General features: G+C 69.3%; 21 protein-coding genes and 2 pseudogenes. 16 read left to right on the top strand and 7 right to left on the bottom strand.

The window, feature by feature from the left end; all coding sequences use genetic code 11:
* Positions 1-3: 3 nt before the first annotated feature.
* The 6 genes from DSC_RS09570 to parE form a co-directional block, all read right to left on the bottom strand.
* Entirely contained in the window at positions 4-873 is an 870-nt protein-coding gene (locus DSC_RS09570) for a phosphatidate cytidylyltransferase (RefSeq protein WP_014160965.1), read from the bottom strand.
* On the bottom strand, positions 870-1,616 hold the full coding sequence (uppS, locus tag DSC_RS09565; RefSeq protein WP_014160964.1) for a polyprenyl diphosphate synthase: 747 nt from the start codon (positions 1,614-1,616) through the stop codon (positions 870-872). The genes DSC_RS09570 and uppS overlap by 4 nt, the downstream gene beginning before the upstream one ends.
* 27 nt (positions 1,617-1,643) lie before the next feature.
* Positions 1,644-2,201 (bottom strand): ribosome recycling factor, encoded by a 558-nt coding sequence (gene frr, locus DSC_RS09560; RefSeq protein ID WP_014160963.1) that lies wholly within the window; start codon positions 2,199-2,201, stop codon positions 1,644-1,646.
* Between the two features lie 81 nt (positions 2,202-2,282).
* Positions 2,283-3,260: a cation diffusion facilitator family transporter gene (locus tag DSC_RS09555; RefSeq protein WP_014160962.1), complete on the bottom strand. Its 978-nt coding sequence runs from the start codon at positions 3,258-3,260 to the stop codon at positions 2,283-2,285.
* A 65-nt stretch (positions 3,261-3,325) separates the two neighbouring features.
* Positions 3,326-4,051 (bottom strand): UMP kinase, encoded by a 726-nt coding sequence (gene pyrH / locus DSC_RS09550; RefSeq protein WP_014160961.1) that lies wholly within the window; start codon positions 4,049-4,051, stop codon positions 3,326-3,328.
* A 191-nt stretch (positions 4,052-4,242) separates the two neighbouring features.
* The gene (gene parE / locus DSC_RS09545; protein ID WP_014160960.1) at positions 4,243-6,147 is read right to left on the bottom strand and encodes a DNA topoisomerase IV subunit B; all 1,905 of its coding nucleotides are present in this window, start codon (positions 6,145-6,147) and stop codon (positions 4,243-4,245) included.
* A 243-nt stretch (positions 6,148-6,390) separates the two neighbouring features.
* Between parE and DSC_RS09540 the strand changes: the two genes are divergently transcribed.
* From DSC_RS09540 to DSC_RS09470, 16 genes and pseudogenes are all read left to right on the top strand, one after another.
* On the top strand, positions 6,391-7,434 hold the full coding sequence (locus DSC_RS09540) for a glucokinase (RefSeq protein ID WP_014160959.1): 1,044 nt from the start codon (positions 6,391-6,393) through the stop codon (positions 7,432-7,434).
* Positions 7,435-7,515: 81 nt separating this feature from the next.
* A complete protein-coding gene (locus tag DSC_RS09535) occupies positions 7,516-7,788 on the top strand; it encodes a hypothetical protein (protein WP_148268117.1) in 273 nt (90 codons plus the stop codon).
* Between the two features lie 154 nt (positions 7,789-7,942).
* A complete protein-coding gene (gene pyrG / locus DSC_RS09530) occupies positions 7,943-9,601 on the top strand; it encodes a CTP synthase (protein ID WP_014160957.1) in 1,659 nt (552 codons plus the stop codon).
* Positions 9,602-9,758: 157 nt separating this feature from the next.
* Positions 9,759-10,070 (top strand): hypothetical protein, encoded by a 312-nt coding sequence (locus DSC_RS09525; protein ID WP_148268116.1) that lies wholly within the window; start codon positions 9,759-9,761, stop codon positions 10,068-10,070.
* A gap of 4 nt (positions 10,071-10,074) precedes the next feature.
* A complete protein-coding gene (gene eno / locus DSC_RS09520; RefSeq protein WP_014160955.1) occupies positions 10,075-11,367 on the top strand; it encodes a phosphopyruvate hydratase in 1,293 nt (430 codons plus the stop codon).
* 49 nt (positions 11,368-11,416) lie between these two features.
* The gene (gene ftsB, locus DSC_RS09515; protein WP_014160954.1) at positions 11,417-11,788 is read left to right on the top strand and encodes a cell division protein FtsB; all 372 of its coding nucleotides are present in this window, start codon (positions 11,417-11,419) and stop codon (positions 11,786-11,788) included.
* Positions 11,788-12,408: pseudogene (ispD, locus tag DSC_RS09510) on the top strand (2-C-methyl-D-erythritol 4-phosphate cytidylyltransferase); the annotation flags it as partial. The gene ftsB and the pseudogene ispD, both read left to right, overlap by 1 nt.
* Positions 12,409-12,612: 204 nt before the next feature.
* Entirely contained in the window at positions 12,613-13,083 is a 471-nt protein-coding gene (gene ispF, locus DSC_RS17250; RefSeq protein WP_274377831.1) for a 2-C-methyl-D-erythritol 2,4-cyclodiphosphate synthase, read from the top strand.
* Between the two features lie 174 nt (positions 13,084-13,257).
* Positions 13,258-14,349: a tRNA pseudouridine(13) synthase TruD gene (gene truD, locus DSC_RS09505; RefSeq protein WP_043290516.1), complete on the top strand. Its 1,092-nt coding sequence runs from the start codon at positions 13,258-13,260 to the stop codon at positions 14,347-14,349.
* Positions 14,350-14,466: 117 nt separating this feature from the next.
* Entirely contained in the window at positions 14,467-15,138 is a 672-nt protein-coding gene (locus tag DSC_RS09500) for a thermostable hemolysin (RefSeq protein ID WP_014160951.1), read from the top strand.
* On the top strand, positions 15,135-16,634 hold the full coding sequence (locus tag DSC_RS09495) for an AMP-binding protein (protein ID WP_014160950.1): 1,500 nt from the start codon (positions 15,135-15,137) through the stop codon (positions 16,632-16,634). Before DSC_RS09500 ends, DSC_RS09495 begins: the two co-directional genes overlap by 4 nt.
* Positions 16,631-17,305 carry an iron-containing redox enzyme family protein gene (locus tag DSC_RS09490; RefSeq protein WP_014160949.1) on the top strand — a complete coding sequence of 225 codons (675 nt, stop codon included), beginning with the start codon at positions 16,631-16,633 and terminating at the stop codon, positions 17,303-17,305. The genes DSC_RS09495 and DSC_RS09490 overlap by 4 nt, the downstream gene beginning before the upstream one ends.
* Entirely contained in the window at positions 17,305-18,144 is an 840-nt protein-coding gene (locus DSC_RS09485) for an SDR family oxidoreductase (RefSeq protein ID WP_014160948.1), read from the top strand. The genes DSC_RS09490 and DSC_RS09485 overlap by 1 nt, the downstream gene beginning before the upstream one ends.
* A pseudogene (locus DSC_RS09480) lies at positions 18,125-18,797 on the top strand (hypothetical protein). The gene DSC_RS09485 and the pseudogene DSC_RS09480 overlap by 20 nt, the downstream one beginning before the upstream one ends.
* 24 nt (positions 18,798-18,821) lie before the next feature.
* Positions 18,822-19,511, top strand: a complete 690-nt coding sequence (locus DSC_RS09475) for a response regulator (protein WP_014160946.1) — start codon at positions 18,822-18,824, stop codon at positions 19,509-19,511.
* A gap of 17 nt (positions 19,512-19,528) precedes the next feature.
* Positions 19,529-20,911 carry an ATP-binding protein gene (locus DSC_RS09470; RefSeq protein WP_043291180.1) on the top strand — a complete coding sequence of 461 codons (1,383 nt, stop codon included), beginning with the start codon at positions 19,529-19,531 and terminating at the stop codon, positions 20,909-20,911.
* Between the two features lie 199 nt (positions 20,912-21,110).
* On the opposite strand, the gene DSC_RS09465 is transcribed toward DSC_RS09470, so the two are convergent.
* Positions 21,111-21,647 carry a Smr/MutS family protein gene (locus tag DSC_RS09465; protein WP_014160944.1) on the bottom strand — a complete coding sequence of 179 codons (537 nt, stop codon included), beginning with the start codon at positions 21,645-21,647 and terminating at the stop codon, positions 21,111-21,113.
* Positions 21,648-21,728 lie beyond the last annotated feature (81 nt).

The following is a 21,728-nucleotide window of genomic DNA, read 5'->3' as shown; positions in this document are numbered from 1 at the left end:
CGATCAGAAGCCCAGCAGTTCGCGGCCGATCAGGAACACCGGCAGCGCGGCGATCACACTGTCGATGCGGTCCAGGATCCCGCCATGGCCCGGGATGAGGTTGCCGGAGTCCTTGGCACCCACATGCCGCTTGAGCAGGCTCTCGAACAGGTCGCCGACCACCGAGACCAGCACCGTGGTGACGCTGACCAGCGCCAGCGCCCCGAGCTGGGAGGCTTGCACCCCGGCCAGCCAGCCACCCAGCAGGCCGACGACCAGGCCGCTGACCAGGCCGCCGAGGAGGCCTTCGACCGTCTTGTTGGGGCTGATGCGCGGGGCCAGCTTGTGCCTGCCGAACGCACGCCCGGCGAAATACGCGCCGCTGTCGGCGGCCCAGACGATGGCCAGCGCGGTCAGCAGCCACAGGTGTTGCCGCCACAGATTTTCCTGGAAACCGCCCTGGGCAGTGAAATTGTCCGAATGGATCAGGCACAGCGCGCACCAGGCCGGCACGATCGCCAGGGTGCCGGCGGCCAGCTTGAACAGCCGCGCCCAGGTCTGGTGGTCCGAGGCGAAACTGTAGAAACGCAGCCACAGCAGCGCCACCAGCCACCAGGCCGCGCCCACCAGCGACACGATCTGGAACAGCGCCGGCGAAAACCCGCTGGTCGAACGGCTGGCCCAGGTCAGCACCACCATCAGCGCCAGGTTCAACAGCAGCAGCACGGTGCGCGACAGCGTGTCCTCGATCTCGGCCAGCTTCAGCCACTCCCACAGGCCGACCAGGAACATCAGCGCCGCGATGGCCGCCATCCACCGCGTGGGCAGGAACAGGATGGCGAGGATCGCCGACGGGCCCATGACCAGGGCGGCGAGCACGCGGGTCCGGGTCATGGGCAGGTTCCTTGCGTGGCCACCTGGGCGGCAGTCAGGCCGAAGCGGCGTTCACGCACGGCGAAGTCGTCCAGCGCGGCCTGCAGGACCGTGGCATCCAGGTCGGGCCACAGCGTCTCGGTGAACCATAGTTCGGTGTAGGCCAGCTGCCACAGCAGGAAATTGCTGATGCGGTGGTCGCCACCGGTGCGGATGAACAGGTCCGGCGGCGGCAGGTCGGCCAGCGCCACCTGGGCGGCCAGGCGGGCCTCGTCGATGTCTGCCGGCTGCAGGCGGCCGGCGGCCACCTCCTCGGCCAGCGCCCGGGCGGCCTGGGCCAGGTCCTGGCGGCCGCCGTAGCTGGCGGCGATGACCAGGGTCAGGCGGGCGTTGCCGGCCGTCAGCGCTTCGGCCGCGTGCATGCGCTGGACGATGGCCGGCTGGAACTTCTCGCGCTGGCCGATGAAGCGCACGCGCACCCCGCGGCGGTGCAGTTCGTCCACCTCGCGCTCCAGCGCACCCATGAACAGCTTCATCAGCGCGCTGACCTCCTCGGCCGGGCGACCCCAGTTTTCGCTGGAGAAGGCGAACAGGGTCAGCACCTGGACCCCGCGGTCCAGGCAGAAGTCGATGCACAGGTTGACCGCGCGCGCGCCGGCGCGGTGGCCGATCATGCGCGGGCGGCGGCGGCGCTCGGCCCAGCGCCCGTTGCCATCCATGATGATGGCCAGGTGGCGCGGGATCCGGGGCAGGGGAGGCGACATGGCGGTCACGGAGGTGGTGTGACCCGCTCAGACGGCCATCAGTTCCTGTTCTTTCGCCTTGACCACTTCGTCCACATCCTTGATTGCCTTGTCGGTGATCTTCTGGATCTCTTCCTCGGCGCGGCGCACCTCGTCCTCGGTGACTTCCTTTTCCTTCAGCAGGTCCTTGATCTGCTGGTTGGCGTCGCGGCGGATGTTGCGGATGGCCACCTTGGCATCCTCGCCGTTGGCATGCACGACCTTGGACAGGTCGCGGCGGCGTTCCTCGGTCAGGGCCGGGATGTTGATGCGGATGACGGTGCCGGCGGTGTTGGGGGTCAGGCCCAGGTCCGAGCCCAGGATCGCCTTCTCCACCGCCGAGACCATCTGCTTTTCCCACGGGGTGATGGTCAGCGAGCGGGCGTCGCTGACCACCACCGAGGCGACCTGGGTCAGGGGCATGTCCGAACCGTAGTAGTTGACCTTCAGGTGGTCGACCAGCGCGGTGGTGGCCCGGCCGGTGCGCAGCTTGGTCAGGTCATGACGCAGCGATTCGATGCTCTTGTTCATGCGCGCCTGCGCGTCTTTCTTGATGTCGTTCAGCATCGCCGGGTCCCGGGTTTCGTCAAACCGGGGATTATAGGCGAAAGCCCGCACCGGCCGGACTTGGGCTGCGTGCAGGAAGGCTCAGTGGTGGTGTGCGGGCCCGGCCGTGGGGGCGCCATGGCAGGGCTGGGTGCAGGCCTGGCCGCGTTCCAGCTGCAAGGTCGCGTGGCTGATGCCGAATTGCTCGGACAGTGCCAGCGCGGTGGCATCGATGAAGGCATCGTCGTCGCCCGGCTCGGGCCGCACCAGGTGCGCGGTCAGGGCCACTTCGCCGGCGCCCAGCGGCCAGATATGCAGATGGTGGATGGCGCTTACGCCCGGCTGGCCGGACAGGAACGCGGCCACTGCGCCCTGGTCGATATGGCGGGGAACGGCATCCATCGCCGCCGAAAAGCTTTCGCGCAGCAGGCCATAGGTGCCCGCGGCGATCATCACCCCCACCAACAGCGCGGTGGCCGGGTCCAGCCAGGCCCAGCCCAGCCACCACATCCCGGCGCCGGCCATCACTGCGGCCAGCGACACGGCCGCATCGGCCATCAGGTGCAGGATTGCGCCGCGGCGGTTGAGGTCCTGCCCTTCGTGCGCATGCCTGCCGCCGCCGTGCAGCAGCCAGCCCGCGCCCAGGTTCACCACGATGCCGATCGCAGCCACCACCATCACCGGCACTGCAGGGATCGATGGTGGCGCGCTGAAGCGGCCGATCGCCTCCCAGGCCAGGCCGCCGGAGAACGCCATCAGCACGAGCGCGTTGGCCAGCGGCGCCAGCAGGGTGGATTTGCGCCAGCCGTAGGTGTGGTGGGCCGTGGGCCGGCGTCGGGCCATGGCCGCAGCGGCCCAGGCCAGGCCCAGGCCAAGCACGTCGCCCAGGTTGTGCAGGGCGTCGGACAGCAGTGTCAGGGAGTTGATGTGCAGGCCGTAGCCGGCCTCCAGCGCGGTATAGCCCAGGTTGACCAGCATCGCCATGGCATAGCCGCCGGTGCCGGTGCCGTGTGCGCGACCGCCGGTGGCGGGGTGGGCGTGGCCGTGGCCTGCGTGATCGTCGGAAGGTGCGTGTGCCATGGCCGCCAGGGTGCCGCGCGGTGGCCGCGGACACAATGACAGGCGCGCGGCGCCTGCGTGCCGGCTCAGCTGCGGCCCTGGACCAGGGTGCCGATGTTCTGGCCGCGCAGGATGTTCATCAGGTTGCCGGGCACCGACAGGTCGTAGATGCGCAGCGGCACCTCGCTGTCGCGGCACAGGGCAAACGCGGCGGTGTCCATCACTTCCAGGCCGCGGTTGAGGACTTCGTCGTAGGTCAGGGTGTCAAAGCGCCTGGCATCGGGGAACTTGCGCGGATCCTTGTCGTACACGCCGTCGACCTTGGTGGCCTTGAGCAGCAGGTCGGCTTCGATCTCGATCGCGCGCAGCGCCGCGCCCGAGTCGGTGGTGAAAAACGGGTTGCCGGTGCCGGCGGCGAAGATCGCGATCCGGCCTTTTTCCAGGTGGCGCACGGCCCGGCGGCGGATGTAGCCCTCGCACACGTCGTTGATCTTCAGGGCGCTCATCACCCGGACCTTGGCGCCGAGCTTTTCCAGCGCATCCTGCATGGCCAGCGCGTTGATGACCGTGGCCAGCATGCCCATCTGGTCGCCGGTGACCCGGTCCATGCCGTTGGCGGCCAGGCCGGCGCCGCGGAAGATATTGCCGCCGCCGATCACCAGCGCGACCTCGGCCCCGGCGTCGCGGGCCTCGATGATTTCACGGGCGATGCGGCCGATGACCTTGGGGTCGATGCCGTAATCCTCTGATCCCATCAGCGCCTCCCCGGAAAGTTTCAACAGGATGCGGCGATAGGCGAGGGGCGCGGTCATCGGGGGTGGCCTCTTTGGGGGGTGGGGGCAAACGCCGGCAAGTCTAGCCGAAACGGCCAGAAACGAGGGCGCAGGAGCGAGGGGCGAGGGGGGTGGAGCGAGGGGCGAGGGGGGAGGAGTGAGAAACGAGGGTCAGGCACTGCGACCCGGCTTTCTCTCGTTTCTCACTCATCTCCCTTCGTTTCTGGCCTTCAGACTTCCAGCGAGGCCAGGTCGCCCTTGGTCTCCAGCCAGGTCTTGCGGTCGCCGGCGCGCTTCTTGGCCAGCAGCATGTCCATCAGGCCGTGGGTCTGGTCGCCGTCCTCCACGGTCAGCTGGACCAGGCGGCGGGTGTCGGGATGGATGGCCGATTCACGCAGCTGCGAGGGGTTCATTTCGCCCAGGCCCTTGAAGCGGGTCACGTTGACCTGGCCCTTGAGCTTTTCGCGGGCGATCTTTTCCAGCAGCAGGCGCTTTTCTTCCTCATCCAGCGCGTAGAACACCTGCTTGCCCACGTCCACCCGGAACAGCGGCGGCATCGCCACGAACACGTGCCCGGCGTTGACCAGCGCCGGGAAGTGCTTCAGGAACAGCGCGCTCAGCAGGGTGGCGATGTGCAGTCCGTCCGAGTCGGCGTCGGCCAGCACCACCACCTTGCCGTAGCGCAGGCCGCTGATGTCGTCCTTGCCCGGATCGCAGCCGATGGCGATGGCCAGGTTGTGCACTTCCTCCGAGGCCAGGACGCTGCCCGAAGCCACTTCCCAGGTGTTGAGGATCTTGCCGCGCAGCGGAAGGATCGCCTGGAAATCCTTGTCGCGGGCCTGCTTGGCGCTGCCGCCGGCCGAGTCGCCTTCCACCAGGAACAGCTCGGTGCGCGACAGGTCCTGGCTGATGCAGTCGGCCAGCTTGCCGGGCAGGGCCGGGCCGGAGGTGACCTTCTTGCGCACGATCTGCTTTTCGGTCTTCAGCCGCGCGCTGGCCCGGTCGATGGCCAGCTGGGCGATCTGCAGGCCGGTCTCCACGTGCTGGTTCAGCCACAGGCTGAAGGCGTCGTGCGCGGCGCCTTCGATGAAGCCGGCGGCCTGGCGCGAGGACAGCCGTTCCTTGGTCTGCCCGGAGAACTGCGGGTCGGTCATCTTCAGCGACAGCACGAAGGCGACCCGGTCCCACACATCTTCCGGGGCCAGCTTGACCCCGCGCGGCAGCAGGTTGCGGAAATCGCAGAACTCGCGCAGCGCATCGGTCAGGCCCGAACGCAGGCCGTTGACGTGGGTGCCGTGCTGGGGGGTGGGGATCAGGTTGACGTAGCTTTCCTGGACCAGCTCGCCCTCCGGCACCCAGGCCAGCGCCCAGTCGACGATCTCGGTCTGCTTCTTCAGGCCGCCCACGAACAGCTGCGCGGGCAACAGCTCGCGCTCGCCGGACTGGCCCTTGCGCAGTTCCTGCTGCAGATACGCGCGCAGGCCGTCCTCGTAGAGCCAGGTCTCGCGCTCGCCGCTGGCTTCGTCATACAGCTTGACCGTCAGGCCCGGGCACAGCACCGCCTTGGCACGCAGCAGGTGGCGCAGGGCGCGCACGTTGATCCTGGGCGTGTCGAAGTACTTGGGATCGGGCCAGAAGCGCAGGCGGGTGCCGGTGTTCTTCCTGCCGACGCTGCCGACCACCTCCAGCGGGCTGGCGCGCTCGCCGTGGCGGAAGGTGATGCGGTGCTCGCTGCCGTCGCGCTTGATGTGCAGCTCCACCAGGGTGGACAGCGCGTTGACCACGCTCACGCCCACCCCGTGCAGGCCGCCAGAGAAGGTGTAGTTGTTGTTGTTGAACTTGCCGCCGGCGTGCAGCCGGGTGAGGATCAGTTCGACGCCGGAGATCCTTTCCTCCGGGTGGATGTCCACCGGCATGCCGCGGCCGTCGTCGCAGACCTCGACGCTGCCGTCCCTGAACAGGGTCACTTCCACCACCTTGGCGTGCCCGCCCAATGCCTCGTCGACCGAGTTGTCGATCACTTCCTGCGCCAGATGGTTGGGGCGGGTGGTGTCGGTGTACATGCCCGGACGGCGCTTGACCGGGTCAAGGCCGGAGAGGACTTCGATATCGGCGGCGTTGTAGCGGGTGTTCATGCGGTCATTCAGGTCGTGTGGCAGCCACCAAGGCGGGCAAGTGTGGGGGCTGGGGCGCGGTTTTGCACGCCTGCGCGCAGGTAGGCTGCAGGCGCAATGGCTCACAGGCCAGGAGATGCTTTGCCATGCGCTCCCGTCGCGGCGGCGTCGGCCGATACAATCACCCAACGACGGCGCGTGCGGCCCGTTGCGCGTGGCGGCGTGGCGAGCCGCGCGGGCGATGGATGCCAGGAGAGGGAACCGGTGGTGGAGACAACCGCGCCGCTGCGAGCGGGTGATGTGGAGGATGGCCAGAGCGGCTTCATCGCCGCCGACGTGGGCGGCACGTTCGCCCGGCTGGGGCTGGCCCGTGGCGGCCCGGGCGCGCCCGAGGTCATTGCCCAGCGGCGCTACGCCTGCGCCGAGTTCCCCAGCCTGGCGGCCGTGCTGCGGCAGTTTGGCCAGGAGCTGCAGGCCGAAGGGCGCGGCCAGGCGCCGAGCGCGGCGGTGGTGGCCATCGCCGGCGTGCTGCAGGGCGACAGGCTGCTCAACAGCAACCTGCCGTGGCCGGTGTCGCTGGCCGCCACCCGCAGCCACGCCGGGCTGCAGGAGCTACAGCTGATCAACGACTTCCAGGCCCTGGCCTGGGCGCTGCCGCAGCTATCGCCCGGGCAGATGCTGCCGCTGCACGCCGATGCGGCCCTGGTGCCCAGGCTGCCGGCGCTGCTGCTCGGCCCCGGCACCGGCCTGGGCGCGGCCCTGGTGCTGTCCGAGGGCGGCGGTTACCGGGTCTTGCCCAGCGAGGCCGGCCACGCCGCGCTGGGCGCCGGCAACGCGCTGGAGCTGGAGATCCTGCGCCGGTTGCAGGACCAGTTCGAGCACGTGGACAACGAGCGCATCCTGTCCGGGACCGGCCTGGTGCGGCTGTACGCCGCGCTGTGCATGCAGCAGGGCCAGGCGCCGCGCTGGCACACCCCAGCCGAGGTGATCGCCGCGGCCGATGCCGGTGACGATCCGCTGGCCACGCAGTGCCTGGAGGTGTTTTGCGCCTGGCTGGGCAGCCTGGCCGGCGATTTGGCGATCACCTTCTGCGCCGGCACGGTCTACCTGGCCGGCGGCATCACCGGCCATATCGGCCAACACCTGAGCCGTGGCGGCTTCCTGCGCCGGTTCCTGGACAAGGGCGTGCTCGCGTCGGCCCTGCAGCAGGTGCCGGTGTTCCGTATCGAACATGGCTGGCTGGGGATCGTCGGGGCGGCCGCGTGGTATCGCGCACGGCATACGGGCACGACATTCAGGGCGCGCTAAAGCGACAGGCGTAGCCTTTGTCGCGTTGCAGTGCGCTCCTGCGCGCGGCGACACCCCAAGGTTCGTCACCAGGAGTCATCCATGAAATCCCGAACCGTATTGCTGCTGGCCGGTGCCGTGGCCGCGCTGTCCACTGCCGCCTTGGCCCTGGCCAATGCGGGCGCGCCGCAGGCCGAGCGCAAGGACGCCAGCTCCGGTCCGGCCAGGACCGAGGACACCCGCAGCGAGGCTGAAAAGCGCGCCGCGCGCCGTGCCGCCAACGAGAAGCGCCTCAAGGGCCTGGACCCCGCTGCGAGCCAGCCGGCGCCGATCGAGGAGGAGGAAGAAGAGCTGAAACAGGCGCGCAAGCCGTAACGCGAACGATTCCTGCCTCGCTCGATCGCCCACGCCCCGCTTGTCGGGGCGTGCGTGTTTTCGCCGTTTGCGCAGCGTTGGGCACAGGCTGGCGGGTTGTTTGGCCGCCGGTGCCGCAGCCGGTAGACTATGGCTTTCCAGGAGCCTTCACTTTATGACTCCCCTGATTTTCGTGACCGGCGGGGTGGTGTCCTCACTGGGCAAGGGCATTGCCGCCGCGTCGCTGGCGTCCATCCTCGAGTCGCGCGGCCTGAAGGTCACGATGATGAAGCTGGATCCCTACATCAACGTCGATCCGGGCACCATGAGTCCGTTCCAGCATGGCGAGGTCTACGTCACCGACGATGGCGCCGAGACCGACCTGGACCTGGGCCACTACGAGCGCTTCGTGCGCACCCGCCTGAGCCGCAAGAACTCGGTCACCACCGGCCGCATCTACGAGAACGTGATCCGCAAGGAGCGCCGCGGTGACTACCTGGGTGCGACCGTGCAGGTCATCCCGCACATCACCGACGAGATCAAGCGCAGCATCGACGAGGCCACCGCCGGCTTCGACGTGGGCCTGATCGAGATCGGCGGCACCGTGGGCGACATCGAATCGCTGCCGTTCCTGGAGGCGATCCGCCAGATCCGCAGCGAGCGCGGCCAGGAAAAGGCGGTCTTCGTACACCTGACCCTGGTGCCGTACATCGCCGCCGCCGGTGAGCTGAAGACCAAGCCGACCCAGCATTCGGTCAAGGAACTGCGTTCGATCGGCATCCAGCCCGACGTGCTGCTGTGCCGCTCCGAGCAGGAAATCCCGGACGGCGAACGCCGCAAGATCGCCTTGTTCACCAACGTCTCCGAGCGCGCGGTGATCACCCTGCGCGACGTGGATGTGCTCTACAAGATCCCGCTGAACCTGCACGAGCAGGGCCTGGACCAGTTCGTGGTCGACCGCTTGCATCTGCCGGTGCGCAACCAGGCCGACCTGCACGAGTGGGAAGCGGCCGTGGACGCCACGGTCAATCCGCTGGACGAGGTCACCATCGCGGTGGTCGGCAAGTACGTGGACCACAAGGACGCCTACAAGTCGGTCGGCGAGGCGCTCAAGCACGGCGGCCTGCGCCAGCGTACCCGGGTCAACCTCAAGTGGCTCGAATCGCAGGATATCGAGGCCGGCACCGGCGCCCTGGAAGGCGTCGACGGCATCCTGGTGCCGGGTGGCTTTGGTGACCGCGGTTTCGAAGGCAAGGTGCTCACCGCCCGGTACGCGCGCGAACATGGCGTGCCGTACTTCGGCATCTGTTACGGCATGCAGGCGGCAGTGGTCGATTACGCGCGCCACGTCTGTGGCCTGGAAGGTGCCAACAGCACCGAGAACGACAAGCAGACCCCGCATCCGGTGATCGGCCTGATCACCGAATGGCGCACCGCCACCGGCGAGGTGGAAAAGCGCGACGAGCGTTCCGACCTGGGCGGCACCATGCGCCTGGGGCTGCAGGAACAGCGCCTCAAGCCGGGCACCCTGGCACGCGAGATGTATGGTGCGGACGTGGTGTCCGAGCGGCACCGTCATCGCTACGAGTTCAACAACCGCTACCGCGCCCAGCTGGAAGACGCCGGCCTGGTGATCTGCGCCAAGTCGATGGACGACACCCTGGTGGAAATGGTCGAACTGCCGCGCGACAGGCACCCGTGGTACCTGGCCTGCCAGGCGCATCCGGAATTCCTGTCCACCCCGCGCGACGGGCATCCGCTGTTCGTCGGCTTCATCCGCGCCGCGCGCGAGCGCAAGGCCGGCGGCAAGCTGCTCAAGGAAGCGCGGGCGTGAATGGCCTGGCGCTCGCCCCGCGCGCGTGGGTCGGACGGGCCGCCGTGTCCGCTGCGATCATCATGGAACGCGCTCGCGCATCCGCAGGCGCCTGTGCCTGATGTCCGACGGGCAACCTCCATCGCGCGGCTTTGCCGGGCTGGGCCATCGCCAGGTGGTGGCCTGCGTCCTGCTCACCCTTGCCGCTGAATTGATTGCCTGGCACCTGCTGGTGCCGCGTCTGCAGCAACGGGTCGCCAGCGGCACGCTGGCTGCAGCCGATGCCATCGACTCGGCTGCCGCATCGACCGGCGGCCTGATGCTGGCCGTGCTGGGCGGCGCGTTGCTGGCCTGCACCCTCTACAATCGCTTCGCGCGCGAACGTGCACGGCGCCGCGAGGCGGATGCGCGCCAAATCGCGTTCTTGACCTCACTCGGCCATCGCCTGCCCGGCCGCCGACCTTCATCCGATCGAAAGAGCCAAGACTGACCTCATGACCATTATCGCCAAGATCCACGCCCGCGAAATCCTCGACTCCCGTGGCAACCCCACGCTGGAGGCGGAAGTCACGCTCACCGATGGTTCCCTTGGCCGTGCGGCGGTGCCCTCCGGCGCCTCCACCGGCGCCAGGGAAGCGGTGGAACTGCGCGATGGCGACAAGACCCGCTACCTGGGCAAGGGCGTGCGCAAGGCGGTGGACAACGTCAACACCGCCATCGCCCATGCGCTCAAGGGCTTCGATGCGCTGGACCAGGAAGGCCTGGACCGCCGCCTGATCGACCTGGACGGCACCGAGAACAAGGGCCGCCTGGGCGCCAACGCGCTGCTGGGCGTGTCGCTGGCCAACGCGCATGCGCTGGCCGCCTCGAAGCGCAAACCATTGTGGCAGCACCTGGCCGACACCAGCGAATCGGACATCAGCCTGCCGGTGCCGATGATGAACATCATCAACGGCGGTGCCCACGCCGACAACAACGTGGACTTCCAGGAGTTCATGGTGCTGCCGGTGGGCTTTGATTCGTTCTCCGAATCGCTGCGCGCCGGCGCCGAGATCTTCCACGCACTCAAGAGCGTGCTCAAGGGCCACGGCCTGAGCACGGCGGTCGGTGACGAGGGCGGCTTCGCCCCGGACTTCCGCAGCAACGTCGAAGCGCTGGACACCATCCTGGAAGCGATCGGCAAGGCCGGCTACACCGCCGGCGAAGACATCCTGCTGGGCCTGGACGTGGCCTCCAGCGAGTTCCACGACAATGGCAAGTACAACCTGGTCGGCGAGAACAAGCGCCTGACCTCCGAGCAGTTCATCGACTTCCTGGCCGACTGGGTCGTGCAGTACCCGATCATCACCATCGAGGACGGCATGGCCGAGGACGACTGGGCCGGCTGGAAGCAGCTGACCGAGCGCCTGGGCAAGAAGGTGCAGCTGGTGGGCGACGACCTGTTCGTCACCAACCCGAAGATCTTCAAGGAAGGCATCGAGACCGGCACGGCCAACGCCATCCTGATCAAGGTCAACCAGATCGGCACCCTGACCGAGACCCTGGAAGCCATCGCCATGGCCCACCATGCCAACTACGCGGCGATCGTCTCGCACCGCTCGGGCGAAACCGAGGACACCACCATCGCCGACATCGCCGTGGCCACCACCGCCACCCAGATCAAGACCGGCTCGCTGTGCCGCTCCGACCGCGTGGCCAAGTACAACCAGCTGCTGCGCATCGAGGAAGCACTGGGCAAGGGCGCACGCTACGCCGGCCGCGACGCGTTCGTCTCGCTCAGGCGCTGAGGCAGCGCCATGGGCCTGGGCGGTTTCACCTTCACCCTGGGAAACTGAGATGGCCAAGCCGCGCTGGCTGCTGCTGGTGCTGGTGTTGCTGCTGGTGTTCCTGCAGTACCACCTGTGGTTCGGGCGCGGCAGCTCGGGCGAGGTGATCGCCATGCGTGCGCAGGTGGCCAGCCAGGTGCGCGAGAATCAGGGCCTGCAGCAGCGCAACGCGGCGCTGGCGGCGGAAGTGGAAGACCTCAAGTCCGGCGAGGCGGCGGTGGAAGAGCGTGCCCGCAGCGAGCTGGGCATGATCAAGCCGGGCGAGAAGTTCTATCGCGTGGTCGACACGCCCGCAGGCCAGGCCGGCATGTCCGGTGACCAGCTGCCTGCCGTCCCGCAGGCCGCGCAGGATCCGGCCCCGGCGCAGGCCGAGGGCCACTGATGCGCGGTATCTGGGTGATCGTGCCCGCGGCCGGCCGTGGGCTGCGCTTCGGTGGCCAGGTCCCCAAGCAATACCTGCAGGTCGGTGGCCAACCGGTCCTGGCCTGGACGCTGTCCACGCTGCTCTCGCACCCGCTGGTCGAGGGCGTGGTGGTGGCCATTTCGGCCGACGATCCGTGGTGGCCAGGCTGGACCGAATTCGGCGGCAAGCCGGTGCTGGCCTGCCTCGGTGGCGGCACCCGGGCGGCCTCGGTGCTGGCCGCGCTGCAGGCGCTGCCCGAGCAGGTGCGCGGCGATGACTTCGTGCTGGTACACGATGCGGCGCGGCCGAACCTGGCCGGGGCCGACCTGGAGCAGCTGATCGAACGCGGCCGCCAGGATCCGGTCGGCGCGCTGCTGGCCGCGCCGCTGCGCGACACGCTCAAGCGGGCCGGCGACGACGGCGGCGTGGACGGCACCGAGCCGCGCGAGCGGCTGTGGCGCGCGCTGACCCCGCAGATGTTCCGGCGCCTGCAGCTGACCCGGGCGCTGGACCAGGCCGCCGGCGCCGGCATCGATGTGACCGACGAGTCGATGGCCATGGAGCGGCTGGGCCTGCGCCCGCTGCTGGTCGAGGGCAGCGAAACCAACTTCAAGATCACCACCTGGGCCGATCTGGAGCGCTTTGCCTATATCGTCCGGACCCGGGACCCGGGACCCGGGACTCGGGGAGAGCAAGAGCAGGTGCAACAACAGCAACAGCAACAAGCCTCCAGCGCCGATTCGGCCGTCTCGGCTCTTCCGGGTCCCGGGTCCCGGGTCCCGGGTCCCGGCACGCCCTTCCGCATCGGCCAAGGCTTCGATGTGCATGCCTTCGCCGCCGACGGCGACCACCTGATGCTCGGCGGTGTGCGCGTGCCGCACCGCTGTGGCGTACTGGCGCACAGCGATGGCGATGTGGTCATCCACGCGCTGTGCGATGCGATGCTGGGCGCGCTGGCGCTGGGTGATATCGGCCGGCATTTCCCGCCCGGCGACCCGCGCTGGAAGGATGCCGACAGCACCGATTTCCTGCGGCACTGCGACGGCCTGCTGCGTGCGCGTGGCTGGCAGGTGGGCAATGCCGATGTCACGGTGATCTGCGAGCGGCCCAGGGTCGGCCCCCATGCCCGGGCGATGTGCACGCACCTGGCCCAGGTGCTGGGCATCGAGGTCGATGCGATGAGCGTCAAGGCCACCACCACCGAGCAGCTGGGCTTCACCGGTCGCGGTGAAGGCATCGCCGCGCAGGCCGTGCTGCTGCTGGTGCGGGCGTGAGCTCTTCCTTCTCCCATCGGGAGAAGGTGGCGCGAAGTGAACCTGCAATTGCAGGTTCGGGATGAGGGTACGGGCGAAGCCACGCATACCGGATTCGGCATAGCCTTTGCCCGTGTATCCTCACCCCGGCATCCTCTCCGTGGTGAAGGAGAGGGGCTTTGAACTGCAAGGTCCATGACCGAGACATCTCTTCTTCCCCACGCCTATGGTCCACCCGTGCTGAGTGCGGCATTCCGCAGCCAGCCCGAAGATTTCCAGGTCGTGGAGATCGACAGCTTCGCCGCCCATGGCGAGGGCGAACACCTGCTGCTGACCCTGCGCAAGCGCGGCCTGAACACATCAGAGGTCGCGCGCCGGCTGGCGCAATGGGCCGGAATCGGCGAGGTCGGCATCGGCTACGCCGGGCTGAAGGACCGTCATGCGGTCACCACCCAGCGCTTCAGCGTGCACCTGCCCAGGCGCGTGTCGCCGGCGCTGGCGGCCCTGGCCGGCGACCCGCTGGAGATCGTCGATTCGGCCTGGCACAACCGCAAGCTGCCGCGCGGGGCGCTGGCCGGCAATCGCTTCACGCTGGTGCTGCGCCAGGTCCAGGGCGAGCGCTCGGCCATCGAAGCTCGGCTGCAGGCGATCGCCGATCGCGGCCTGCCCAACTGGTTCGGCGAGCAGCGTTTTGGCCGTGGCGGCGGCAACGTCAACCAGGCCCTGGCGATGTTCGGATATGCGAGTCCCTCGCAAGAGCCCGCACCTCCATGTGCGGACGTTCCAAAACGCCGGGTCAGGCGCGAGCAGCGCTCGATCCTGCTTTCGGCCGCACGCTCGGAACTGTTCAACCGGGTGCTGGCCGCGCGCGTGGCCGACGGCAGCTGGGAGCGCGGCCTGGAGGGCGAGGTCTGGATGCTCGCCGGCAGCCGCAGCGTGTTCGGCCCGGAACCCTGCAGCGACACCCTGGCCCGGCGCCTGGCCACGTTCGACATCCATCCCACTGGCCCGCAATGGGGTCAGGGCGAGCTGCGTGCGCAGGGCGTGTGCGCAGCCCTGGAGTTGCGCGTGCTGTCAGAAGCTGACGGCCCGGCCCTGCGCGCGGGCCTGGAGGCGGCGGGCCTGAAGCAGGAGCGCCGCGCCCTGCGCCAGCAGGCGTTCGATCTGCGCTGGACCTGGCTTGATGGGCAAACGCTGGAGCTTGGGTTCGCCCTGGCGCCGGGCAGCTATGCCACCGCGCTGCTGCACGAACTGGGGCCGGTGCGCGAGGCCAACCGCAGCGCATGAAGGGCAACGGCTTTGGTCGTTCGTATCGGCCGCGTGCAACGATTCCTGATCGAAAAGCGAATGAACGGCTAACATTTGGCTAATTGCGACTTAATCTGGCCACGCCAGTCTGGCGCCATGTCCTGGATCCCCACCGCCTCCCTTGTCCCGCTGGAGGGACGTTTCGCGCGCGCCGAGCTGGTTCAGGCGCACCATCCGCAGCGGTCCGTGGTGGAGGCGTTCATCGCCCAGGTCTACCGCGACCGCCATGGCGCGCAACTGCACAGTTTCCTGCCTCATCTGCTGGCCTATCGCGACAGCGAAGGGCAGCTGCTGGCGGCGGTGGGCCTGCGGCTGGGCCAGGAGGGCCCGCTGTTTGTCGAGCAGTACCTGGATGTCCCCGCCGAGACACTGCTGGCCTCGCGGCAGCTGGCCGAGGGCGTGCAGCGCCGCGACCTGGCCGAGGTCGGCAGCTTTGCTGCATCGACCCCGGGCGCGGCGCGCGAACTGATCCTGCAGCTGACCTGCACGCTGCATGCCGCACACGTGCGTTGGGTCCTGTTTGCCGCCACCCGCCAGCTGCGCAATGCGTTCGACCGTCTGCATCTGTCGCTGACCGAGCTGGCCGAGGCGCGCGCGGACCGGCTGCAGGGCGATGCAAGCGAGTGGGGCCGCTATTACCAGGCCCAGCCCAGGGTGATGTGCGGCAACGTGACCTCCGGCTACGGCTACGTCATGCGCCAGGCCGAACAGGCCCGTGCCGAGCCGGTGGCGGACGCCTCGGGATTTTGCCTGGCCGTGTCGCTGTGAGCGCGCCGGTCTCACAGGCCTTGTTCGATGCGCTGCGCGGGGTCCCGGAGCGGGTCATCGTCGCCGATGGCGGTATCGGCGATGCGGCCTTGGCCGGGCGCGTGCGCAGCCTGGCCGAGCGCCTGCAGCGCGCCGGCACGACCTGCATCGCCAGTCGCCTCGACAACGGGGTGGCCTGGCTCGAACTGGACCTGGCCCTGCGCCTGATCGACGGGGTGCACGTGCCGCTGCCGACGTTCTTCTCGGCCGAGCAGGTGGACCATGCGCTGGCGTCCAGCGGCGCGCAGGCGGTGATCGTGGCCGAAGCCACGCCGCTGCCTGCCGGTGCCCCGGTGCTCGGGCCGCCGCTGGCCGGCACCGGGCTGGCCGGCTGGCGACTGGCTGCCGATCGCCCGGTCGCGCTGCCAACCGGGACTGCCTGCGTCACCTACACCTCCGGCACCACCGGCCGGCCCAAGGGCGTGTGCCTGGATGGCGCCAGCCTGCTGACCGTGGCCGGTTCGCTGGTGCAGGCCTCCAGCGCCATCGCCCCGCGCCGCCACCTGTGCCTGATGCCGCTGTCCACGCTGCTGGAGAACGTCGCCGGGCTCTACGCCGCGCTGCTGGCCGATGCCCAGATCGCGCTGCCGTCGTTGAGCGAGATCGGCTACACCGGTGCCTCCGGCCTGGACGTGCCCACCCTGCTCGGTTGCCTGCACCGCTACCAGCCCGAGAGCGTGATCCTGGTGCCGCAGCTGCTGCTGGCGCTGGTGATGGCAGCCGAACAGGGCGCGCCGTTGCCGGCCTCGTTGCGCTACATCGCGGTGGGCGGGGGCCGGGTCGGCCCGGCGTTGCTGGCACGCGCCCAGGCGCTGGGCCTGCCGGTGTTCGAAGGCTATGGCCTGACCGAATGCGCCTCGGTGGTGTGCCTGAACCGGCCCGGGGCGCAGCGCGCCGGCAGCGTCGGCCAGGCCCTGCCGCATGCCCGGGTGTCCTTCGATGGCGGCGAGATCCTGGTCGATGGCGTGCGCGCGCTGGGCTACCTCGGCGGTGAAGCGCTTGCGCCCGGGCCGGTGCGGACCGGCGACCTGGGCCACCTGGACGGCGAGGGGTTCGTGCACATCACCGGCCGCCGCAAGAATGTGTTCATCACCTCCTTCGGGCGCAACGTCTCGCCCGAGTGGGTCGAAAGCGAGCTGCTGCAGCACCCGGTGCTGGCCCAGGCGGTGGTCTGGGGCGAGGCCCAGGCCGACAACATCGCCGTGCTCTGGCCGCGCCGGCCCGACGCCGATGACGCGCTCATCGCCCAGGCCCTGGCCGAGGTCAACGCCGGACTGCCCGACTACGCGCGGGTGGCGCGATTCGTCCGGGCCCGGGCGCCGTTCACCGCCGCCGACGGCCTGCTCACCGCCAACGGCCGCCCGCGCCGCGAGGCGATCCTGTCCCGCTACCAGTCCGAGGTGGATGCCTGCTATCGCCGCCCGGCTACCATCCCCGCTTCCGGAGTTGCCGCATGACCTTTCACGACACATTGCTCGAGCAGACCCAGGCCGAACGCGCCGAACTGCTGTCCGTGCCCATCCTCAAGGCCGCGCTGGCCGGCCAGATCGCCCGCCAGGACTATGTGGCCTTCCTCGGCCAGGCCTACCACCACGTGCGCCACACCGTGCCGCTGCTGATGGCCTGCGGCGCGCGCCTGCCGGCCCGGCTGGAATGGCTGCGGGCCGCGATCGGCGAATACATCGGCGAGGAAATGGGCCACCACGAGTGGGTCCTGGACGACCTGGTCGCCTGCGGCGCAGACCGCGCCACCTGCGCCGCTTCGCAGCCGTCGCTGGCCACCGAGCTGATGGTCAGCTATGCCTACGACACCATCGCCCGTGGCAATCCGGTGGGCTTCTTCGGCATGGTGCTGGTCCTGGAAGGGGCCAGCGTGGCCCTGGCCACCCGCGCGGCCAACACCATCCAGACCGCCCTGGGGCTGCCGCGCAATGCCTTCAGCTACCTGCTCTCGCATGGCGAGCTGGACGTGGAGCACACCGGATTCTTCGAAGGACTGATGAACCGCCTGGACGACGAAGCCGATCGCCAGGCCGTGGTCCACGCCGCGCGGCGCTTCTACGTGCTCTATGGCGACATCTTCCGCACCCTGCGCCGCGACGGCCTGCGCCTGGCCGAGGCCGCCTGATGGACCTGCGCGGCAAGAACGTGATCGTGACCGGCGCAACCGGTGGCATCGGCGCGGCGCTGTGCGCGGCGCTGGTGCAATCGGGTGCACAGGTGCTGGCGGTGGGACGCAATCCGGCGCGCCTGGCGGCGCTGGCCGAGTCCCAGCCGCAGGGTCGGGTGGTGACCGTGGTCGCCGACCTGTCCGGCGCCGAAGGACGGGCGCGGCTGGTCCAGGCCGCACGGGAACAGCCTGCGGCTGCGGACGTGCTGGTGCTGGGGCATGCCCAGAGTGCGTTCGGCCTGTTCGGCCAGCACAGCGCAGCGGAGCTTGAGAACGTGCTGCACACCAACCTGGTGGCCCCCGCGCTGCTGGTCCATGCGCTGCTGCCGGTGCTGACCCAGCATCCGCAGGCGGCGGTGGTCGCGATCGGCTCCACCTTCGGCAGCATCGGTTTTCCGGCCTTTGCCGGTTACAGCGCCAGCAAGTTTGGTTTGCGCGGCCTGTTCGAGGCCCTGGCCCGGGAGTACGCCGAGAGCCCGGTGCGTTTCCAGTACCTGTCGCCGCGCGCCACCCGCACCGCATTCAATTCGGCCCGCGTCGATGCGCTCAATGCCGAGCTGAAGACCCGCTCGGACACGCCCGAGCAGGTTGCCCGCCAGCTGGTCCGGGCGATCGAGCGCGGTGATCTGCGGCGCCAGCTGGGCTGGCCGGAGAAACTGTTCGCGCGCCTCAATGGCGCCTTGCCCGCGCTGGTCGACCGCAGCCTGCGCGCCCAGCTTCCCATCATCCGGCGCCACGCCAGCAGTCAGGCGCCGGCCACTTTCGAGGAACCGATCCATGAACCTTCTTCGCGCTGACGCGCTGCGCGTGCTCGGACTGGGCGCGCTGTTGCTGCTCGCCGGCCTGGCCCAGGCCGCCGGCCAGGCCGTGTCGCCCGCCGTGGTCCAGATCCGCGACCGCTGGGCGCAGATCAACTACCAGCTGCCCAAGTCCGAGCGCCAGGCGGCTTTCGAGGCCTTGGCCGGGCAGGCCGCGCAGGCGCGCCAGGCCCAGCCCAGGGATGCGGCGACGCTGATCTGGGAGGGCATCGTGTTGTCCAGCTGGGCCGGCGAGAAAGGCGGCATGGGCGCGCTGAGCCTGGTCAAGCAGGCAAGGGCGGACTTCGAAGCGGCGCTGAAGCTCGATCCCGACGCACTGGATGGTTCGGCCTATACCAGCCTGGGCGCCTTGTATTACCAGGTCCCAGGCTGGCCGCTGGGCTTTGGCAACGATGACACCGCGCGCCAGATGCTGCGCAAGGGCCTGGAGATCAACCCCGACGGCATCGATGCGAATTATTTCTATGGCGACTTCCTGCGTGACCAGAAGGACTGGGCGGGCGCGGCGGCGGCCCTGCAGAAGGCCCTGGCCGCGCCGGGCCCGCACCGTGCGGGCGCTGGCCGACAGCGGCCGGCGCCAGGAGGCCGAGGCGAAACTGAAACAAGTCAACGCCCACCTTGCCGGCCGCTGAGCCGACCCGACAGAGACTGGGCCCATGCGCATCCTGCTGGTTGAAGACGACGTTTCGCTGGGCCAGGGCATCTGCATCGCGCTGCGGCGCGAGGCCTTCGCGGTGGACTGGGTACGTGACGGGGCCAGTGCCCTGGCCGCGATCAACGATGGCGGGGTGGACCTGGTCCTGCTCGACCTGGGCCTGCCGCGGGTGGACGGCATCGAGGTGATCCGCCAGGTCCGGGCCCAGGACAGCGATGTTCCCATCCTGGTCCTGAGCGCGCGTGAGCGCGCCGCCGATCGCACCCTGGGCCTGGATGTCGGCGCCGACGACTACCTGGGCAAGCCGTTCGATACCGCCGAGCTGCACGCCCGCATCCGGGCCCTGCTGCGGCGCAGCGCCGGCCGTGCCAAGCCGGCCCTTGACTCGGGCCCCCTGCACCTGGATCCGGCCCGCCTGACGGTGACCTGGCAGGGCCGGGGCGTGGATCTGACCCGTCGCGAATTCGCCCTGCTGCGCCTGCTCATGGAGCAACGCGGCCGCCCGCTGGGCCGCGAGACGATCCAGCAGCACCTGTATGGGTGGAACGAGGACGTGGCCAGCAACGCGGTCGATGTGCATGTCCACCAGCTCCGCCGCAAGCTCCATCCTTCAGTGGTGCGCACCGTGCACGGGATCGGCTACGCCTTCGACCAGGACGCGGTGGCGCGTGCCGGCGAGACGCCTGCTTGAATTCGATCCGGCGCGTGCTGCTGGTTGCGCTGATCGGCCTGCTCTCGATCCTGATGGCATTGGCGGCGGCATTCAGTTACCGTGCCGGTCTGCAGGAAGCTGGCGAGATGTTCGATGCGCGCCTGGTGCAGTCGGCCCGGGTCCTGGTCGGTCTGGTCGACGAGTCGCTGGCAGATCTTGCCGAGCATCCCGGCGAACCCATCGTGCTGCATGGTTGGCACGGTCGGGTGGAAGGGGTCGGCGAGGCGTTGGCGTTTGCGGACGGGCATGCCTACGAAACCAAGCTGGCCTTCCAGATCCGGGACGCCCAGGGGCGGCTGCTGCTGCGTTCGGACAGTGCGCCGGTGCAGGCCTTCGCCCCGCTGCGGCCCGGCTTCACCGACCAGCGGATCGATCAGGCGACCTGGCGGGTGTTCACGCTGCGCTCGCCGCAAGGGTGGTGGTTCCAGTCGGCCGAGCATGCCGACATCCGCCAGGAGCTGGCCGCGGACATCGCCATGGCCACCCTGGTTCCGCTGCTGGTGGCATTGCCGCTGATGGCCGCGCTGATCTGGATCGTGGTCCGGTGGGCGACCCGGTCGCTGGTCCGCGTCTCTGACCAGATCGGCGAGCGCGATCCCGAACGGATGTCGCCCCTGGAATTTTCCAACCTGCCCGCTGAAGTCCACGGCCTGGTGCGTGCGGTGAACGGACTGTTGCAGCGGCTGGATTCGGCACTGGCGCGGGAGCGTCGCTTCATCGCCGATGCGGCGCACGAATTGCGCACGCCGATCAGTGCGCTCAAGGTGCATGTGGCCAACCTGCTCCAGGCCAGCAATGACGATGAGCGGGCTGAGTCGCAGCAGCATGTGGAGGCCAGCGCCAGCCGGCTCGAAAAACTGGTCGCGCAGCTGCTGGCGCTCAGTCGCGCCGAGCAGGGCCCGCAAGCGCACAGGCCGGCCTTGCTGGACCTGGACACCGTGGTCAGCATGGAGGTGGAGGACGTGCGGGCGCTGGCGCGGGCCAAGGGCCAGGTCCTGGCCCTGTCGCTGGCAGGGGTGCAGTTGCGCGGCGATGAGTTCACGCTGGCGCTGCTGGTGCGCAGCCTGGTGGAAAACGCGGTGCGCTATACGCCCGAAGGCGGTTGCATCGCAGTCTCGACCCAGCTGATGGCCAACGTTGCGATGATCTGCGTCGAGGACTCCGGGCCGGGCATTGCCGAGGAAGCCCGTGAGCGGGTGTTCCTGAGGTTCCATCGCGAACTGGGAACCGGCGTGGAGGGCAGTGGCCTTGGCCTGTCCATCGCCAACGAGGTGGTGATCGCGCACGGCGGGCGCATCGAGCTCGGCGTGTCCAACACGCTCGGCGGGCTGGAGGCAAAAGTCCTGCTCCCGCTGACCTGCGGCACCTGCCCTGGCTAGTACCGTAGCCCGGAGATAACGGAACATGGTGACAGTGATGGATTCAAGCCCTGGGCTTGAAGACGCGCTTTCACGTTTCGATATCTTCGGGTTGCGGTACCAGGCATCGCCCTGACGAACCAGGCGCCTGCGCAGGGGCACGAACACCGCTCACCGGCCTGAACCAGGCGCCATTGCCATGCAGGCCCGCTCGGGCCCCTCAGCGCGCGCCCAGCAGCACCACCACCGCGCCGGTGCCGCCCTGGGCCGGGGTGGCCGAATGGAACGCCAGCACATCGCTGCGGTGGCGCAGCACGCGGTCCACCACGTTCTTCAGCACCGGAATCTCGGCCTGCGAGCCGAGTCCCTTGCCGTGGATGATGCGCACGCAGGCGCTGCCGCTGCGCTGGGCATCGCGCAGGAACTGGCGCAGCGCGGTTTCTGCCTGGGCGGCGGTGGCCCCGTGCAGGTCCAGTTCGTCCTGGACCGAGAACTGGCCGCGCCTGAGCCGGTTGAACACGCCCACCGGCAGCGCCTGGACCCGGTGTGAAAGCACATCGCCGGCACCGATCGGCATGGCCTGCAGCGCCCGGCGGAATTCGCTGGCCGCGGCCCGTTCATCGGCCTGGGCCATGCGTGCCAGCGGACGCGGCCGCGGCTTGCGCGGCGGCGTGGGCGTAGGCGCGATGCGCCGCACCTGGCCAATCGCCTCGCGGAACAGGCGGGCCTGGTCGTCTTCGTCGCCTGCATCGCTCATGGCTTGCAGGTTACGTCGGATGTGGCCGGGTGCAAGGGCGAAGCGTCCGGGTCGATCCGGTATCATCGACGCGCACCATCG

It is taken from the genome of Pseudoxanthomonas spadix BD-a59, assembly GCF_000233915.3.
Taxonomy (GTDB): domain Bacteria; phylum Pseudomonadota; class Gammaproteobacteria; order Xanthomonadales; family Xanthomonadaceae; genus Pseudoxanthomonas_A; species Pseudoxanthomonas_A spadix.
This window is presented reverse-complemented; position numbering and strand designations above follow the sequence as displayed.

Excerpts from the sequence above, each read along its gene's own strand:
- DSC_RS09500 (WP_014160951.1), top strand. The coding sequence starts at position 14,467 with ATGTCCTGGATCCCCACCGCCTCCCTTGTCCCGCTGGAGGGACGTTTC.
- DSC_RS09485 (WP_014160948.1), top strand. The coding sequence starts at position 17,305 with ATGGACCTGCGCGGCAAGAACGTGATCGTGACCGGCGCAACCGGTGGC.
- pyrH (WP_014160961.1), bottom strand. The coding sequence starts at position 4,051 with ATGACCGCGCCCCTCGCCTATCGCCGCATCCTGTTGAAACTTTCCGGG.
- uppS (WP_014160964.1), bottom strand. The coding sequence starts at position 1,616 with ATGTCGCCTCCCCTGCCCCGGATCCCGCGCCACCTGGCCATCATCATG.
- pyrG (WP_014160957.1), top strand. The coding sequence starts at position 7,943 with ATGACTCCCCTGATTTTCGTGACCGGCGGGGTGGTGTCCTCACTGGGC.
- DSC_RS09570 (WP_014160965.1), bottom strand. The coding sequence starts at position 873 with ATGACCCGGACCCGCGTGCTCGCCGCCCTGGTCATGGGCCCGTCGGCG.
- DSC_RS09555 (WP_014160962.1), bottom strand. The coding sequence starts at position 3,260 with ATGGCACACGCACCTTCCGACGATCACGCAGGCCACGGCCACGCCCAC.
- eno (WP_014160955.1), top strand. The coding sequence starts at position 10,075 with ATGACCATTATCGCCAAGATCCACGCCCGCGAAATCCTCGACTCCCGT.
- DSC_RS09490 (WP_014160949.1), top strand. The coding sequence starts at position 16,631 with ATGACCTTTCACGACACATTGCTCGAGCAGACCCAGGCCGAACGCGCC.
- truD (WP_043290516.1), top strand. The coding sequence starts at position 13,258 with ATGACCGAGACATCTCTTCTTCCCCACGCCTATGGTCCACCCGTGCTG.
- DSC_RS09475 (WP_014160946.1), top strand. The coding sequence starts at position 18,822 with ATGCGCATCCTGCTGGTTGAAGACGACGTTTCGCTGGGCCAGGGCATC.
- DSC_RS09535 (WP_148268117.1), top strand. The coding sequence starts at position 7,516 with ATGAAATCCCGAACCGTATTGCTGCTGGCCGGTGCCGTGGCCGCGCTG.
- frr (WP_014160963.1), bottom strand. The coding sequence starts at position 2,201 with ATGCTGAACGACATCAAGAAAGACGCGCAGGCGCGCATGAACAAGAGC.
- ftsB (WP_014160954.1), top strand. The coding sequence starts at position 11,417 with ATGGCCAAGCCGCGCTGGCTGCTGCTGGTGCTGGTGTTGCTGCTGGTG.
- parE (WP_014160960.1), bottom strand. The coding sequence starts at position 6,147 with ATGAACACCCGCTACAACGCCGCCGATATCGAAGTCCTCTCCGGCCTT.
- DSC_RS09465 (WP_014160944.1), bottom strand. The coding sequence starts at position 21,647 with ATGAGCGATGCAGGCGACGAAGACGACCAGGCCCGCCTGTTCCGCGAG.